This window comes from Serratia oryzae, assembly GCF_001976145.1.
GTDB lineage: Bacteria > Pseudomonadota > Gammaproteobacteria > Enterobacterales > Enterobacteriaceae > Chania > Chania oryzae.
In genome coordinates this window covers 40,799-57,270 of the sequence record NZ_MOXD01000007.1, presented here as the reverse complement: position 1 = coordinate 57,270, position 16,472 = coordinate 40,799, and the positions used below count along the sequence as shown (strand labels likewise).

The 16,472-nt window shown below is 54.1% G+C and carries 11 protein-coding genes; 6 read left to right on the top strand and 5 right to left on the bottom strand.

The window, feature by feature from the left end:
* Nucleotides 1-628: 628 nt before the first annotated feature.
* Nucleotides 629-4,519, bottom strand: a complete 3,891-nt coding sequence (gene purL / locus BMI79_RS13860; RefSeq protein WP_076942729.1) for a phosphoribosylformylglycinamidine synthase — start codon at nucleotides 4,517-4,519, stop codon at nucleotides 629-631.
* A gap of 276 nt (nucleotides 4,520-4,795) precedes the next feature.
* Here purL and mltF point away from each other — a divergent pair, with 276 nt between their 5' ends.
* Nucleotides 4,796-6,256 carry a membrane-bound lytic murein transglycosylase MltF gene (gene mltF / locus BMI79_RS13855; protein WP_076942728.1) on the top strand — a complete coding sequence of 487 codons (1,461 nt, stop codon included), beginning with the start codon at nucleotides 4,796-4,798 and terminating at the stop codon, nucleotides 6,254-6,256.
* Here mltF and tadA read toward each other — a convergent pair whose 3' ends face one another.
* A complete protein-coding gene (gene tadA, locus BMI79_RS13850; protein ID WP_076942727.1) occupies nucleotides 6,257-6,763 on the bottom strand; it encodes a tRNA adenosine(34) deaminase TadA in 507 nt (168 codons plus the stop codon).
* Nucleotides 6,764-7,017: 254 nt separating this feature from the next.
* On the opposite strand from tadA, the gene BMI79_RS13845 reads away from it, so the two are divergent.
* Genes BMI79_RS13845 through BMI79_RS13830 form a run of 4 tightly spaced genes read left to right on the top strand, consistent with a single transcriptional unit; the run spans nucleotide 7,018 to nucleotide 11,738 of the window.
* Nucleotides 7,018-8,349: a vWA domain-containing protein gene (locus tag BMI79_RS13845; RefSeq protein WP_425272357.1), complete on the top strand. Its 1,332-nt coding sequence runs from the start codon at nucleotides 7,018-7,020 to the stop codon at nucleotides 8,347-8,349.
* Between the two features lie 55 nt (nucleotides 8,350-8,404).
* Nucleotides 8,405-9,949, top strand: a complete 1,545-nt coding sequence (locus tag BMI79_RS13840; protein ID WP_076942725.1) for a sensor histidine kinase — start codon at nucleotides 8,405-8,407, stop codon at nucleotides 9,947-9,949.
* Nucleotides 9,946-10,635: a response regulator transcription factor gene (locus tag BMI79_RS13835; protein ID WP_076942724.1), complete on the top strand. Its 690-nt coding sequence runs from the start codon at nucleotides 9,946-9,948 to the stop codon at nucleotides 10,633-10,635. Before BMI79_RS13840 ends, BMI79_RS13835 begins: the two co-directional genes overlap by 4 nt.
* 50 nt (nucleotides 10,636-10,685) lie before the next feature.
* A complete protein-coding gene (locus BMI79_RS13830; protein ID WP_076942723.1) occupies nucleotides 10,686-11,738 on the top strand; it encodes a DUF2339 domain-containing protein in 1,053 nt (350 codons plus the stop codon).
* Nucleotides 11,739-11,793: 55 nt separating this feature from the next.
* On the opposite strand, the gene yfhb is transcribed toward BMI79_RS13830, so the two are convergent.
* Nucleotides 11,794-12,435, bottom strand: coding sequence for a phosphatidylglycerophosphatase C (gene yfhb / locus BMI79_RS13825; RefSeq protein ID WP_076942722.1), 642 nt, complete (start codon nucleotides 12,433-12,435; stop codon nucleotides 11,794-11,796).
* A 40-nt stretch (nucleotides 12,436-12,475) separates the two neighbouring features.
* A complete protein-coding gene (murQ, locus tag BMI79_RS13820) occupies nucleotides 12,476-13,369 on the bottom strand; it encodes an N-acetylmuramic acid 6-phosphate etherase (protein WP_076942721.1) in 894 nt (297 codons plus the stop codon).
* Between the two features lie 221 nt (nucleotides 13,370-13,590).
* Here murQ and BMI79_RS13815 point away from each other — a divergent pair, with 221 nt between their 5' ends.
* Nucleotides 13,591-14,442: a MurR/RpiR family transcriptional regulator gene (locus BMI79_RS13815; RefSeq protein WP_076942720.1), complete on the top strand. Its 852-nt coding sequence runs from the start codon at nucleotides 13,591-13,593 to the stop codon at nucleotides 14,440-14,442.
* 273 nt (nucleotides 14,443-14,715) lie between these two features.
* Here BMI79_RS13815 and BMI79_RS24410 read toward each other — a convergent pair whose 3' ends face one another.
* Nucleotides 14,716-16,344 carry a GMC oxidoreductase gene (locus BMI79_RS24410; protein ID WP_076942719.1) on the bottom strand — a complete coding sequence of 543 codons (1,629 nt, stop codon included), beginning with the start codon at nucleotides 16,342-16,344 and terminating at the stop codon, nucleotides 14,716-14,718.
* Between the last annotated feature and the right edge of the window lie 128 nt (nucleotides 16,345-16,472).

Here is a 16,472-nt window from a genome sequence, read left to right as displayed (position 1 = left end):
AATGAGATATGTGGATGCCCTTACGCCTCGTCCCCAGGTGATGTAGCACAAGGCTGGCATCGAATAGGACGAATAGCATCCATAAGTATCCGGAATTGATGAACACATCATCACAGGTGGATACAAGGCGGTGCCTCACTCAACGTGTCGTCCGATGTTTGATAAAGCCGCTTGCGCGTCTGTTATCGGTTTAGTTGGACGATAGGCACCATTTCTTTGGCATCATTCGGAGGCTTATGAGGCAGAATTCCGTCTAAATACGGGGCCGTCATAAAAAGTTGAATGAGCAACTGAACAATATAATGCACTAGTCGTGCCAACTTTTAATAAAACTTATTAAGCATATGATATTTATAAAATATTAATTTAAACCCTGTGCAAATCTATCAATCTGCGTGATACACAGTGAGTCATAATCCATCGTACCGTCGCCAAATACCGACAACTTATCCTCATAAATCCACACCATAATAAAATCAATAATTTAAATGTCTCTTTTTAGAGACACCCAATGTGGCGTTTGTCGCAAAAAACCGACACGCCACATAACCTATTAAAATATAAGGCAATAAAAAGGGCGCAATACTTTGCGCCCCCAGTCAATTACGCCTCAAGCGAACGGAATCAATCAACCCAGTTGTTTACGCGCGTTGCGGAACATGCGCATCCATGGACTATCTTCCCCCCATTCTTCCGGGTGCCAGGAGTTGCTGACCGTGCGGAATACCCGTTCCGGGTGCGGCATCATGACGGTGGCACGGCCATCGCTGCTGGTCACGGCTGTGATCCCGTTTGGCGAACCGTTCGGGTTTGCTGGATACGCTTCGGTGACCTGACCGGCATTATCCACAAAACGCAGAGCCACCAGGCCATGTTGCTCCAGCGCCGCCAGGTGTGCCAAGTCGCGCACCTCCACATGGCCTTCGCCATGAGAAACAGCGATTGGCATACGTGAACCAGCCATTCCCTGCATAAACAGAGATGGGCTGGCAGCCACTTCGACCAGGCTGAAACGGGCTTCAAAACGATCAGACAGGTTACGCACAAAGCGCGGCCAATCTTCAGCCCCTGGGATCAGTTCACGCAGGTTAGACATCATCTGGCAGCCGTTGCAAACGCCCAATGCCAAGGTATCTGGCCGATGGAAGAACGCGGCAAACTGATCGCGCACGCGCTGATTGAACAGAATCGATTTCGCCCAGCCTTCACCGGCACCCAGCACGTCACCGTAAGAGAAACCGCCGCAGGCGACCAGCGTGTGGAAGCCTTGCAGATCGCGGTGCCCTGCCAGCAGATCGCTCATATGCACATCGACTGCGTCAAAACCGGCACGGTGGAATGCCGCCGCCATCTCAACATGAGAGTTAACGCCCTGTTCACGCAGCACCGCCACTTTCGGACGCGAGCCCTTGGCGATATAAGGTGCGGCAATGTCCTCATCTGGTGCAAAAGTCAGCTTAACGTTCAGACCCGGATCGCGTTCGTCCTGCTTGGCCTGATGCTCCTGATCGGCACACTCAGGGTTATCACGCAGGCGCTGCATCTGCCAGGTGGTTTCAGCCCACCAGGTGCGCAGCGTATTACGGCTTTCGCTATATACCGGTTTGCCTGCGCAGTTGATCTCAAAGCGATCGCCACTCTGCACGCTGCCAATGTGGTGCACATTGCCTGTCAGGCCATGAGCGGCAAATACCTGCTGCACGGCGGCCAAATGCGCGGCGGAAACCTGAATCACCGCCCCCAGTTCCTCGTTGAACAAGGCCGCCAGCACATCGTCGCCCAATGCCTGAATATCGACATTGACGCCACAGTGCCCCGCAAAAGCCATTTCGGCCAACGTGACCAGCAAACCACCGTCGGAACGATCGTGATAAGCCAGCAACGCGCGATCCGTCACCAATTGCTGCATCGCGTTAAAGAAACCGGCCAATTGTTCAACGTTACGCACATCGGCAGGTTTGTCGCCCAGTTGACGATAAACCTGTGCCAGAGCCGTGGCCCCCAGCGCGTTGTGGCCATTACCCAAGTCGATCAGCAACAGCGCGGTGTCGCCCTTGTCAGTACGCAGCTGCGGCGTAACGGTGTGGCGCACGTCTTCAACTCGAGCAAAAGCGGTGATCACCAGCGAAAGCGGTGACGTCATCTCGCGCTGCTCATTACCTTCCTGCCAGCGGGTTTTCATCGACATCGAATCTTTGCCCACCGGAATGGTGATACCTAACGCCGGACACAGTTCTTCACCTACGGCTTTTACCGCGGCGTACAGGCCAGCATCTTCACCAGGGTGGCCCGCTGCCGCCATCCAGTTAGCGGAAAGCTTCACGCGCTTCAGCGAACCGATTTCGGTCGCTGCCAGGTTGGTCAGCGCTTCCCCCACTGCCAGGCGAGCAGAGGCAGCAAAATCCAGCAACGCCACCGGCGCACGTTCACCGATCGACATAGCTTCGCCATAGTAACTGTCCAGGCTGGCGGTAGTAACTGCGCAGTCGGCCACCGGGATCTGCCATGGGCCAACCATCTGGTCACGCGCCACCATACCGGTCACGGTACGGTCACCAATGGTGATCAGAAAGGTTTTCTCCGCCACGGCAGGCAGGTGCAGAACGCGTTTTACCGCATCGGCCAGAGTGATTTCGGCACGCTGCAACGCTTCGCCTTGCGCCTGTTGGCTCTGGACGTCACGCGTCATTTTTGGCGTTTTACCCAGCAACACCTCCAGCGGCATATCAATCGGCTGATTGTCAAAATGACGATCGTTCAGCGTCAGGTGCCGTTCTTCTGTGGCTTCACCAATCACCGCATAAGGCGCGCGCTCGCGGCGGCAGATAGCATCGAACTGCGCCATCTGTTCGGGGGCCACCGCCAGCACATAGCGTTCCTGCGATTCGTTACACCACACTTCGAGCGGGCTCATCCCCGGCTCATCATTGAGAATGTCACGCAGTTCAAAACGGCCACCGCGGCCACCGTCGCTGACCAGCTCCGGCATCGCATTCGACAGGCCACCGGCCCCGACATCGTGGATAAACAGAATCGGGTTGTGATCGCCCAACTGCCAGCAGCGATCGATCACCTCCTGGCAGCGGCGCTCCATTTCAGGGTTGTCACGCTGTACCGACGCAAAATCCAGATCGGCATCAGACTGGCCAGAAGCCATAGAGGATGCCGCGCCGCCACCCAAACCGATATTCATCGCCGGGCCGCCCAACACCACCAGTTTGGCCCCCACGGTGATTTCGCCCTTCTGCACGTGATCGGCACGGATGTTACCCAGCCCCCCAGCCAGCATGATCGGCTTGTGGTAACCCCGCAGTTCAACTCCGTTGTGGCTGTTAACGCGCTCTTCATAAGTACGGAAGTAACCCACCAGCGCCGGGCGGCCAAATTCGTTGTTGAATGCAGCGCCCCCCAGCGGGCCTTCGGTCATGATATCCAGCGCAGTGACGATGCGATCCGGTTTACCAAAATCCTGCTCCCACGGCTGTTCAAAACCAGGAATACGCAGGTTGGAGACCGAAAAGCCCACCAGACCGGCTTTTGGCTTCGCGCCACGGCCAGTAGCCCCTTCATCACGGATCTCGCCACCGGAACCGGTAGCGGCTCCCGGCCATGGAGAGATTGCCGTCGGGTGGTTGTGTGTTTCTACTTTCATCAGGATATGTGCGTCTTCCTGATGGTAGTCATAGAGGCCATTTTCCGCTGCGGCAAAGAAGCGGCCAACCTGCGAACCTTCCATCACGGCGGCGTTATCTTTATAGGCTGAAAGCACATAGTCCGGCGTCTGTTCGAAGGTATTCTTGATCATCTTGAACAGCGATTTGGGCTGCTGTTCGCCGTCGATGATCCAATCGGCGTTGAAAATCTTATGGCGGCAATGTTCGGAGTTGGCCTGCGCGAACATGTACAGCTCGATATCCGTCGGGTTGCGCCCCAAGCCGGTAAACGCATTCAGCAGGTAGTCGATCTCGTCCTGTGCCAGCGCCAGGCCAAGTTTGACGTTGGCCTGTTCCAGTGCGCTGCGGCCTTGGCCCAGCACGTCCACCGTCTGATAGGGAGCCGGTTGGTGATGAGAAAACAGTTTTTCAGCCTGCTGCAACTCGCTAAAGACAGTCTCCATCATGCGATCGTGCAACAACGCGGCCAGAGTCTGCCACTGGGCTTCATCGAGCGCAGGTGCAGTGACATAAAATGCCAAACCACGCTCAAGACGAATCACCTGGGCCAGACCACAGTTGTGCGCAATATCGGTGGCTTTGGAAGACCAGGGGGAAATGGTGCCTGGACGCGGCGTAACCAGCAGCAGGCGGCCTTCCGGGGCATGCTCAGCGAGAGAGGGGCCATACTTTAGCAGCCGCTGAAGCTTGGCATGTTCTTCAGCACTTAGCGGTGCGCTAACATCGGCAAAGTGGACGTATTCGGCGTAGATATCACTGACCGGGAGTTGAGCGTCCTGGCAGCGGGACAGCAGTTTGGTAATACGAAAAGCCGACAAAGCGGGCGAACCACGCAATATTTCCATAATTAAAGTTCTCTCGTCTTCGAAGCAACTGATCTCAGCACTTCATTGGGCGCAACAGGGGAAAACGCGCGCCATTATAGAGAATCCGCACCGCCGACGAAACCGTTTGCGTAGCTATTATTGCGAAAAGCGCTTTCGCTATCGATTTACCATAACGTGTCAATAAAGTTGCACGCTGGCGTTTTGTTACGCAAAATGCCCCGACACTGGTGATTTAACCATGATAAACCCCATGTTCCGGCTAACAGAAAGTGCGCATTTATTTGAGATAACTATTTGAAACGAATAAAAATAAATTACATTCTAATCGGTGTTGTCACCTTGCTTCTGGCACTGGCACTGTGGCCCAATATTACTTGGCGTGGTGGCCTGGGTGGCCAACTCGAAGCGATCAAAGCACGGGGAGAGTTGCGAGTCAGCACGCTGAACTCGCCGTTGACTTATTTCACCACCAAGCAGGGGCCGAGTGGCCTTGACTATGAGCTGGCCAAAAGCTTCGCCAACTATCTGGGGGTGAAACTGGTGGTCATCCCGCACCAGAACATCAACGATCTGTTTGACGATCTGGACGATGATAACGCCGATCTGCTGGCCGCTGGCCTGATCTACAACCCGGATCGTCTCAGCCGTGCCAGCACCGGCCCGGCCTACTATTCGGTTTCCCAACAGGTGGTTTACCGGCTCGGTAGCCCGCGGCCAAAAAACTTTGCCGAGATGAAAGGCAAGCTGGCGGTGGCCTCCGGCTCGGCACACGTCAGCACCTTGAAACAGCTCAAACAAAATAAATATCCCACCCTCAGTTGGGAAGCCTCGAGCGATCTCACCTCCAAGGAACTGCTGGAGCAGGTGGCCGACGGCAAACTGGATTACACCATCGGTGATTCTGTCACCATCGCTCTGCTGCAGCGTATTCATCCACAGTTAGCGGTAGCATTTGACGTCACCGACGAAGAACCAGTGACCTGGTACCTGAAACGCGGCAGCGATAACAGCCTGTATGCCGCCCTGCTGGACTTTTACAGCCAGAAGGTGGAAGACGGTACGCTAGCGCGGCTTGAAGAAAAATACCTGGGTCATGTGGGTAGCTTCGATTATGTTGATACCAAAACCTTCCTGTCAGCGATCGATTCAGTGCTGCCCAACTTCCGTTCATTGTTTGAAAAACATGCCAATGAGATCGACTGGAAACTGCTGGCAGCCATTGCTTATCAGGAATCCCACTGGAATCCGCAGGCAACCTCCCCTACCGGCGTGCGTGGGCTAATGATGCTGACGCGCGCCACCGCCGAAGGTTTAGGGGTGAATGATCGGCTCGATCCCGAAGAAAGCATTAAGGGCGGTGCTCTTTATCTGCAACGCCTGATGGAAAAAGTGCCCGACAGCGTACCGGAGGACGAACGCATCTGGTTCGCTCTGGCGGCTTATAATATGGGCTGGGGCCATATGTTGGATGCCCGCAAATTGACCAAGAATCAACAGGGCAATCCTGACCGCTGGGTGGATGTCAAACAGCGCCTGCCGATGCTCAGCCAGAAACGCTATTCCCCGTTGCTCACCTACGGCTATGCCCGTGGCCACGAAGCCTACAATTACGTGGAAAATATCCGCCGTTATCAGGTCAGCCTGGTGGGGTATTTACAGGAAAAGGAGAAGAAAGCGGCTCAAGACGCGGCGAAACAGGTTGCACTGGCGAACGGTTACCCGGCAGTTGAGGCAAAGTTGGCGCTGAACCATTGATTATTGTAGATCTTTCTCGATACGCTGTGCCTGCTTCAGCGCTTTTTTCTGCTCACGGCGCAGACGGAAGAAATGACTGAGCGTCGCGGCGCACTCCTCTGCCAACACGCCTGCAACGATCTCGACCTGATGATTCATTCCCGGGTGGCGCAAAATATCCACCAGCGACCCAGCGGCACCGGTTTTCTCATCCGCTGCACCGTACACCAGGCGGCGGATACGGCTGTGGATCATCGCCCCGGCACACATCACACAGGGCTCCAGCGTGACATAGAGGGTGGCGTTCAGCAGGCGATAGTTCTGCAAAACCGAGCCGCCTTGGCGCAGCGCCATGATCTCGGCGTGGGCAGTGGGATCGTGGCGGCCAATCGGCCGGTTCCAGCCTTCGCCAATCACCTGATTGTCCAGCACCAGCAGCGCGCCCACCGGCACTTCGCCCTCTTCCTGCGCACGCAGGGCCAGGCTTAACGCCTGCCGCATCCAGTATTCGTCACTATATTCATTCATTACATCAATCCTCGTGCGCTTTTTTGCGGCGGGCATTATACACAGTAGCCCTCTTTTAGCGCAGCGACGTAGCAACAAATCCTTCGGTAGTTCACTTGGGAGATCTGCCCCGCGTGCTTCATCTCAAAGGTCGACCTCACAGTAACTCGCTGTTTTACAAAAATTTGACAACTTTATACAGCGAACAGACAACTCGGCCCATGATAAAGTGAATAATCGCTGCACTACTCCCAGAGTCCTGCATAAGAGGCACTATCGTGAAAATAAAACAGGCAGCAACCCTATTAGCACTCTCTCTGCTCCCACTGTTTGGCCTGGCAAACGCGGCATCCCCGGTGGTCAGCGTTAAATCAGAACTCGCCGCTCCGATCATGCTGGTAGACAGTGAAGATAAAAACTATCTGAAGGTATCCCTGACCGGTTTCAATCTTGACAGTCAACGCCGCAGCCCTATCAACCTGGCACTGGTGATTGATCGCTCCACCTCTATGAGCGGCGATCGTATCGAAAAAGCCAGAGAAGCAGCGATTCTGGCGGTAAATATGCTTACCCCTACCGACACTCTGTCGGTCGTTGCCTACGATAACAGCGCCGAAGTGATCATCCCTGCGACCAAAGTCAGCAACAAACCCGCGCTGATCGCCAGTATTCAACGGCATATTCGCCCACAAGGCATGACCGCGCTGTTTGCCGGTGTCAGTAAAGGCATTGGTCAGGTGGATAAACACCTGAATCAAGAGCAAGTAAACCGTATTATTCTACTCTCTGATGGCCAGGCGAATACCGGCCCGACCTCGATCGGTGAACTTGCCGAGCTGGCGCGCATCGCGGCCAAGAAAGGCATCGCTATTACCACCATTGGGCTAGGCGATGACTATAACGAAGACTTAATGACCACCATCGCCGGTTACAGCGATGGTAACCACGCTTTTGTGGCCAACTCGGCCGATCTGGAAACCGCCTTTACCAAAGAGTTTCAGGACGTTATGTCGGTGGTGGCACAGGATGTTGTCGTGCAGATCAAGACAGGCGACCGCGTAAAGCCAGTGCGCTTGCTGGGGCGCGATGGCGAGATCTCCGGCAATGTGGTTAACGTCAAACTGAATCAGCTTTATTCCAATCAGGAAAAATATGTCCTGCTGGAGGTGATGCCAGAAAAAGGCACGGACAATCAGCAAAAGAACCTGGCCGATGTCAACGTCAGCTACCTGAACCTCAGCAGTAAACGACAAGATCGGGTCAACGAACGAGTTACCGTCAGCTATAGCCGCTCGGCGGCAAAGGTCAGCGATGCCGTGCAACAGGAAGTCTTGGCCGAATCAGAGATCCAGAAAACCGCGCTGGCTAATGACGAAGCCATCCGGCTAATCGATGCAGGCCGCAAGGATGAAGCAAAAAAGGTGCTGGAATCCAACGCTTCCAAGCTGAGCGGGCTGTCATTCTCCAGCCCTGCCGCGGAGAAAAAAGTCAGAGAAAGCACGGAGAAACAGCGCAGGTTAGCAGAGGACATTGACAGTAAAGAAGCCGCCACCTACCGTAAGGAGCTGAAAGAACAGAACTACAGCGTCAAACAACAGCAGAAGTAGGGATCAATTTTGCGCTGAGTCAGTAAACCGGCTCAGCGCCGCCATGGGATGGGTCATGAAGCCGTCAAAAAGTCTGTTTCTCTTTGCCTTCACTACGCTGCTGATCTGCGCGGCAATCGCCTACTTCGGCTATCGTACCCTGACCCACGAAGCCCTACTGCGCCATTATCAGAACCAGCGTCTGGCACAGAGCCATACCAGCCAGGTCAGCAGCTTCATTCAGGGGTTGCTGAAGCAGAATGCGGTGCATCTCAGCTCTGTCGCTACCTATATCTCGTTAGACAGCAAAGCACTTAATCAATTGATCGCCCAAGAGAGCAGTATCGATGCGCTCTTTGTGCTCGAGAAAAACCGGCTATTGTTCCCTAATACGCAGGCGGCGCTGACCGAGAAAGAAAAAACCTGGCTCCAGGCGATCTCTCCTATCGTGCAGGATCCGAGTTTGCTCTACAGCCACTACTTTACCGACGAGCAAACCCGCCCAACCTCGGGTTGGTATCTGAGCCGTGAGCTTGGCGATCCGTTGCTGATTTACTGGCTGCAGCGCGGCAATCAGCTGATCGGATTCAAGTTTTCCTACGTTAAACTGCTGTCCGACGTGATTAACTCACTGGCGTTCGACTATGCGCCGAACACCGTGCGGGTAACCGATGACGGCCGCCTGCTCTATCAGAGCGGTGATAGCGAATTGGCCAAAGGCCAGATGCCGTTGGACTCTCTGCGCCTGCCTTATCCGTTGAGCGCCTGGCAGATAGACTATTACGCCAAAATGCCTAACGGCTATTCCATCTATCTCTGGGGCGGCCTGTTGATCCTGCTGCTGATCGCCCTCTTCGGGCTGGCAATGCTGTACCTGTACCGAGAATATACTCGCCAAGTGCGGCTCGCCCAGCAGCAGGTCAACTTTGTCGGCCAGGTTTCACACGAGTTGAAGACGCCGCTGACCAATATCTCCCTGTATGCGGAGATGCTGCAGGAGTTACAACAGGAAGAGAGCGCACCGCGCTCCCCAAACCAGCGCTATCTGGAGGTTATCCTCAATGAAAGCCAGCGCCTGTCACGCCTGATCCAAAATATTCTCAGTTTTACCAAAGCCCCCAAAGTGCACTTGCAGGCGGTAGCGCTGAGCCCTGTGTTGAATACGATTTACCGCGCCTTTCTCCCCGCTTTCAATGCCAGGCAAATGGAACTGGTGCAACTCGTCCACGCCGAAATTCATCTCACTACGGACGTGGATCGCTTAACGCAGATAATCAGCAACTTTCTCAGCAACGCAGAAAAATACGCCGCACACGGTAAACGGGTGGAACTGATAGCCGAACAACGCGCTGACAGGGGGCTGATCAGGGTACGCGACTATGGGAGCGGCATCGCAGCGAAAGACCTGAAAGCCATTTTTCAACCTTTCTATCGGGTGAAAAGTAGCATTACCGAAGGTGTTTCCGGCACAGGAATTGGCCTGACGATTTCCAAGCAACTGGCGATCGGTTTGCAAGGGGAAATCTCTGTCACCAGCGGCCCAACCGGCAGTTGTTTTACCCTTTCTCTGCCGCTGGCTCTTGAGCCGCAAGCAATCATCGATAAGGAGTTGTGCAAGTGAAAATATTGATCGCCGAAGACGATGCTCACATCCGCAACGGGTTGATGGAAGTGCTGGCCCACGAAGGCTACCGCCCTATTGCGGCAGAAAATGGCACACAGGCGCTGGCCCTGTATCGGCAACAGCAACCAGACTTTATTATTCTCGACATCATGATGCCGGAACTGGATGGATATAAGGTATGTAAGGAGATCCGCAAGCACGATCAACAGATCCCCATTGTTTTCCTCTCGGCCAGAGATGAGGAGATTGACCGGGTGATCGGGTTGGAACTCGGCGCAGACGACTACATCAGTAAACCGTTCGGTATTCATGAGATGCGAGCCAGAATCAAAACTATCGCCCGCCGCTGCCTGCGTCAAACACCGGATGCAGAAGAAGACGCCAGCTTCCCGTTTGGCGATCTCATTGTTTTCCCTAACGAACTCTGTGCCATGCGCATGGAGCAACGTCTAGAACTGTCGCTGCGCGAAGTTAATATCCTGCGTTACCTGTATCAACATAAAAACCGGGTGGTGACCCGAGATATGCTGTTTGATGCCATCTGGGGATACGATCATTTACCGCAAAGCCGAACGCTTGATCAGCATATTTCCAAGTTGCGCAAGACCATTGAGCGAGATCCGCTCAATCCGGTGCTGGTGCGCACGGTGCACGGTATGGGTTATCGCTACCAATCAAGCTAGCTCAGCAGGTATATACTGGCAAAAACCGGTGTTATTCAAGGACGCAAAACATGAAACTCAGCAAGAAAAATGCCGTGGTGGTGCGCAAAGCGCTCAGCGGCTGGGTGGACGAGGGCACGCTCAGCGCTGAACAGCAGCAACATCTGCTGCAAAATATGCAGGTTCAGCCGTTTGACTGGCGCCGGCTGGCACGTTACGCATTCTTGGCGGCGCTGGCTTCGCTGGTGATCGCTATCACCAGCCTGTTCACTGACAGTTGGTTACTGGAACAACTCAGCGAACTGTTCAGCTTAGATGCGCCAGTGCGCATGGCGATCGCCGCCGTGCTGGCCGTTCTGGTCTATATCTGGGCGCTGCGCCGCCGTCTCCGTTATCCCGATAAACGCTACAGCAATGAAGCCATTCTGTTTATCGCCATTCTGCTCACCGCCTGCGCACTGTGGCAACTGGGTGTCTGGCTGGATAATGGCAGTGGGCGGGTCTCGGTGCTGCTGGTGCTGGCCGCGGTGCTGTACGGCGTTATCGGCTGGTTCAGCCGTTCCGGGCTGGTGTGGTGGTTTGCCTTGCTGTCACTCGGCAACGCCTTTGGTGCCGAAACCGGTTATCTCTCCGGCTGGGGGGCCTACTGGCTGGGAATGAGTTATCCGATTCGCTTTATTGCCTTCGGCACGGTGTTGATTGCTGCGGCGCTGCTGCTGAAACCCCCGCTGGCCCAACGAGGCCTGGAGCGAGTTTCGCTGGCCATGGGGCTGCTGTATCTGTTTATCGCGCTGTGGATCCTGTCGATCTTCGGTAACTATGGCGATCTGGACAGTTGGTACAGCGTGCACCAGATCGAACTGCTGCACTGGAGCCTGCTGTTTGGCATTGTCGCCGCCGCAGCGATCTGGCTTGGATTGAAAAATGACGACGGTATGCTGCGCGGATTTGGCCTGACCTTCCTCGGAATTAATCTGTACACCCGGTTTTTCGAGTTTTTCTGGGACAGTATGCCAAAGGCCATTTTCTTTATTGTGCTCGGGATAAGCCTGTGGGCATTGGGTCATTATGCAGAAAACATCTGGCGGCTGGGGCGCCAATCGCAGGATGCGACCGATGATTGATGTCACTCCTTGCCGAGGCTGTGCTCAAAAAGCACAGCCTCATCTTCCACCAGAGCTACTCCAGTTGCTGTAACTCACCTTGCTTGCTGACACGCCAACGATGCTCGCAGAAGAACAGCAACGGGTTATCCTGTTTGCTATCGCTGTAGCCACTGTACAGTTTCAGCGGTGAACCGAGACGCCGTTCCAGTTGCAATACCTTTTCCCTTCCCAGACAACGCACCGTCAGTACCCAACCACCGTAACGACGGGTGATGCGGCTGCCGATCAAATGCACCCGTGGCAGAAAAGCCGAATCCTGATAGACCTGCTCCACAAGCCGCTCCGGGGAACCGGTAATCAGCCATATTTGTGCATCGTGCTCGTCAAGATAGTGACGCAGGCGCATTTGTACCACCGGAAACGCGGTTACTTTCCGGCGAAAATCCGCGACAAAGCGTTGTTCCAGCGCCCCCAGCCTGGCCTCAGAGCGGCCACACGTCATCGCCCACAGCAATAGGCTAACCGGCCAGCGTGCGGCACGCCCACTGATCAACATGCCTACCCCAACCACGGGCAAAAGCGGCACCACCACCAGCAAATTCAGCGGCAAATGCCACAACAGGAAACGCAGAAAACTGCCGAGCATATCTTGCTGGTGCAACGTTCCATCGAGGTCAAAAAACACCGCGCGGCGAGCTTGTGGTTTATCGATCACATGTGGCTCCTTGAGATAGGCCAGCAATCAGAGCAACGCGCTAGCACGTCAAGGCTGCGCGCAAATACCCCTGATGCTGCTGTAAACGCTGTTGCGCCTCTACCGCCGTCACGTCGGCCAGAATCATCAGGATCGCAGGCTTTACCTCAAACTCGGTTTGGGCCAGCGCCTCTTCCGCCTGGCTGCGTACGGCACCGGTGGCTTCCATCACGATACGACAGGCACGATCGACCAGTTTGTCATTGGTGGCTTTCACATCCACCATCAGGTTCTGATAGACCTTGCCCAACTTGACCATCGCACCGGTAGAGATCATGTTCAGAACCAACTTCTGCGCAGTACCTGATTTCATACGGGTAGAGCCGGTCAGGGCTTCTGGCCCCACCACTGGCGAAATAGCCACCTGCGCTTCTTTGGCAATCGGCGAATCCGGGTTGCAGGAAATCGCCGCCGTTGGGCAGCCCACCTGACGCGCAAAACGCAGCGCGCCGATAACATAAGGCGTGCGCCCAGAGGCCGCCAGGCCAATCACCATATCATGTGCGGTCAGATTCAGCGCTTTCAGGTCGGCCTCACCGAGTGCGGCATCGTCTTCAGCGCCTTCTACCGCTTTAAACATCGCCCCCTGCCCACCGGCAATTAACCCTATCACCATGTCATGCGGCACCCCAAAGGTCGGCGGGCACTCGGAAGCATCCAGTATCCCCAACCGGCCGCTGGTCCCCGCGCCCAGGTAAATCAAACGTCCACCAGCCTGCAGAGCGGCAGCAGACAAATCCACTGCCTGAGCGATCTCCGGCAGCACTTTGGCAATGGCTTCCGGAACTTTACGATCTTCATTATTAAAGCAGATCATCATCTCAAGCGAGGACATCTCATCCAGCATCATGGTGGCGGGATTGCGAGTTTCTGATACTAATGCACCTAAATTCATTTCATCACCTTGAATTTTTAATTCATAAAATTAAATCAATATTTGAATATTTTATCAAATCAATGCGGTTATTGGCTATTTTAAAGGTGAAATCACAAAATTTTTCATTAAGAATTTCACTACCAACGTGGCAGAATGCCTGCTGGCTCAAAGGAAAAGATCAGAAACTGTGGTTTTTCCGCCGACCGACGGCATCATCCCCCATTATGGAATACAACCTGATGAGTACCCTTCTTCGCATTCGCCAGATGTACCCAACGCTGGCTCAAAATGACCGCAAACTGGCAGATTTTCTGTTGCATAATGCCGAACAGGCACGCCATCTCAGTTCACAGAACCTGGCTCAACTGGCAGGCGTCAGTCAATCCAGCGTGGTCAAATTTGCTCAGAAAATGGGTTACAAAGGCTTCCCGGCATTAAAGCTGGCCTTGAGTGAAACCCTGGCACAACCACAGACCAAGCTCATCATCACCGTCCATAATCAAATCCTCAGCAGTGATTCCCTGAAGACTGTGGGTGAAAAATTACTGGCTGAAAAACAGGCAGCCTTGCGGGCAACGCTGGATATCAACAGCGAACAACGGTTGAATACCGCTCTGGATATGCTGCGTTCGGCCCGGCGAGTGGTGCTGGTTGGGCTAGGGGCCTCTGGCCTAGTGGCGAAAGATCTGGCATTCAAGCTGCTGAAAATTGGTGTGATGGCGCTGGCGGAAGCGGATATGCATGTTCAGTTGGCCACCGTGCAAGCGTTAAGCCAAGAGGATCTCCTGCTGGCGATCTCGTTCAGTGGCGAACGGCGTGAGGTCAATCTGGCGGCAGAAGAAGCACGTATTGCCGGTGCGCGGGTGTTGGCATTGACCAGTTTTTCACCTAATGGCTTGCAGCAACGCGCCGATCACTGCCTGTATACCATTGCTGAGGAACCCAATACCCGCAGTGCCGCCATCTCTTCCAGTACCGCACAGTTTGCTCTGACCGATTTGCTGTTTATGGCGCTGATCCAGCAGGATCTCGAACATGCCCGCGATCGGATCCGCCATAGTGAACAACTGGTGAAAAAACTCGGGAAATAGGCTGCGTTATTTAACGCAGCCCCAGACTGCTGACAAAGCCCGTTATTAGGGAGAGCGTGCCGAAGAGGTCGTAGCGGCGTAAGCCGCCGACAAATTTGCCGGGAGCAAATTTGAACGACGTTAAGTCGGCCCGCAGGGTGGGACACAAGGATGTGTCCCATCATAGCCCCTAGGTGCGCTAGGCCCGAGTATCTCGGGTTCAAAAGCGATTTTGTCATCAACCTCAGGCTGCGTTATTTAACGCAGCCCACGAATGGAAAGCTTAAAGGCGCATCATCCCCCTGCAGCAATAATCCGTTCTATGTTGCGTTCCGCAAGAGCGGTAATGGTCAAGGATGGGTTAACTGAGCCGGTTGACCCAGGAATGGCTGCACCATCCATCACGTACAAACCGTTATAGCCGATGACCCGCCCTTCATTGTCCAGCGCTTTATCCAGCACGGCTCCGCCCAGCGGGTGCGCCGTCCAGTTCATACCGGCAACGTCCTCTTTAAATATCGGTACACCAGGGACAACGCCGTTAGCATCACAGATCCGGTTATTCACATAACGGGCGGCTTCTACAATATCGGCGTTACCATTGGCTGCCCAACGCAGATTGACCTTGCCTTTGGCCTTATCGTAAACAAAATTCCCACGATTGGTTTCATCAAACGCCATACCCAGCGAACCAATAATGCCCAGGTTGACCGGCACGCCCGGCACGTACCAGTTTTCCAGCGTCACCGGCAGGCCGGCATTGCTGTCATGTATACGTGAAGCACTTGGCGAAGCTTGCTGTAACCCTTTAAGAGCAGAGAAACTGCGCGTCACGATGGTGTCGCCGTTCGTCCCCCAGCCTTGGCCCACCTCTTCGTTCAGGTTAGGGAGAGTGCCCTTGGCCTGGGCCTTGACCAGCAATTCCGTTGTACCAATAGAACCCGCCGCCAACACGAGGCGATCGCAAGAAAGCTCATAGCGATTCAGCAGGTTACCTTCAGGGGAAGAGAGCGTCACGCTGAGCAGATAACGACGGCCATCCCATGAGATATCAGAGACTTCATGCCCTGGATAAATCGTCGCCAACCCGGTCGCCTCTGCCTGCCGCAGGTAGTTCTGGTTTAAGTCGTACTTGGCACCGTTGCTGTTGCCGTGATTGCTAGCACCGGAGATGGCCGAAGGCAAACTGCGCCCACTGAGTTCGGCTCTTATCACATCCCAATTAAAGATCGAGTCGATCGGTGAAGTGACATAACCCGCCTTTCTTGACTGCTGATCCCAGACGCGCGAATGCCCAAAAGGCGAGCTGTTATAAATATCCAGCGGCATTGAATTCAAGTTCAACATTTTACGCACGAGAGGATAATATTTTTTATCCATTTCGTCGTAACTGACACCACCACCAAAAATTGCATCGAAATACTGACGTTCCGGCTGAATCATAACACCGGTAAAAATAACTGAACCGCCCCCTACAGCCGCACCCCGCCATACCGTCATATTGGGATAATCAGTGGCGTCCATCACACCGGCAAATTTATCAAAATAAGCGGTATTGCCAGCGATCATCTTGGCACTGGTACGGTGCCAAAACGCCCTGCCGTCAGGCAGAGTATCGTTGCTGAATGTGGTACGGAATGGCCCGGTTGGCCATTTGAAGCCTCTTTCCAGCACCGTCACTCTCTCGCCAGCCTGCGCGAAACGTAAAGCCGACACTGCCCCACCAAAACCTGAGCCGATAACAATCACGGGGGTATGAGCCGGAGGACGTTTGACGGTTTGGAAAATTTCAGGAACGTGAATTTTATATTTCAGCGTATTAATTGCCGATATTGTGGCGTGCGCTGACGTTGAATTTAACCCCGTGAGGCTCCCTGCACCTATAGCGCCACAGCCCAGAAGAAATCGTCTACGTGATACCATATTAAACCTCCATTTATTTTAGTATTTGCCTTACATGGCTGTTTAAGCCATCCCAGACCCAACAAAATCATTAGAAAAAATTAATTTTAACATAAGTTTAAAGTCTAAAAAACAAACCAAATCATTTC

Coding starts and splice junctions, on each gene's coding strand:
- murQ (WP_076942721.1), bottom strand. CDS start 13,369: ATGAATTTAGGTGCATTAGTATCAGAAACTCGCAATCCCGCCACCATG.
- tadA (WP_076942727.1), bottom strand. CDS start 6,763: ATGAATGAATATAGTGACGAATACTGGATGCGGCAGGCGTTAAGCCTG.
- BMI79_RS24410 (WP_076942719.1), bottom strand. CDS start 16,344: ATGGTATCACGTAGACGATTTCTTCTGGGCTGTGGCGCTATAGGTGCA.
- BMI79_RS13840 (WP_076942725.1), top strand. CDS start 8,405: ATGAAGCCGTCAAAAAGTCTGTTTCTCTTTGCCTTCACTACGCTGCTG.
- BMI79_RS13830 (WP_076942723.1), top strand. CDS start 10,686: ATGAAACTCAGCAAGAAAAATGCCGTGGTGGTGCGCAAAGCGCTCAGC.
- purL (WP_076942729.1), bottom strand. CDS start 4,519: ATGGAAATATTGCGTGGTTCGCCCGCTTTGTCGGCTTTTCGTATTACC.
- BMI79_RS13815 (WP_076942720.1), top strand. CDS start 13,591: ATGAGTACCCTTCTTCGCATTCGCCAGATGTACCCAACGCTGGCTCAA.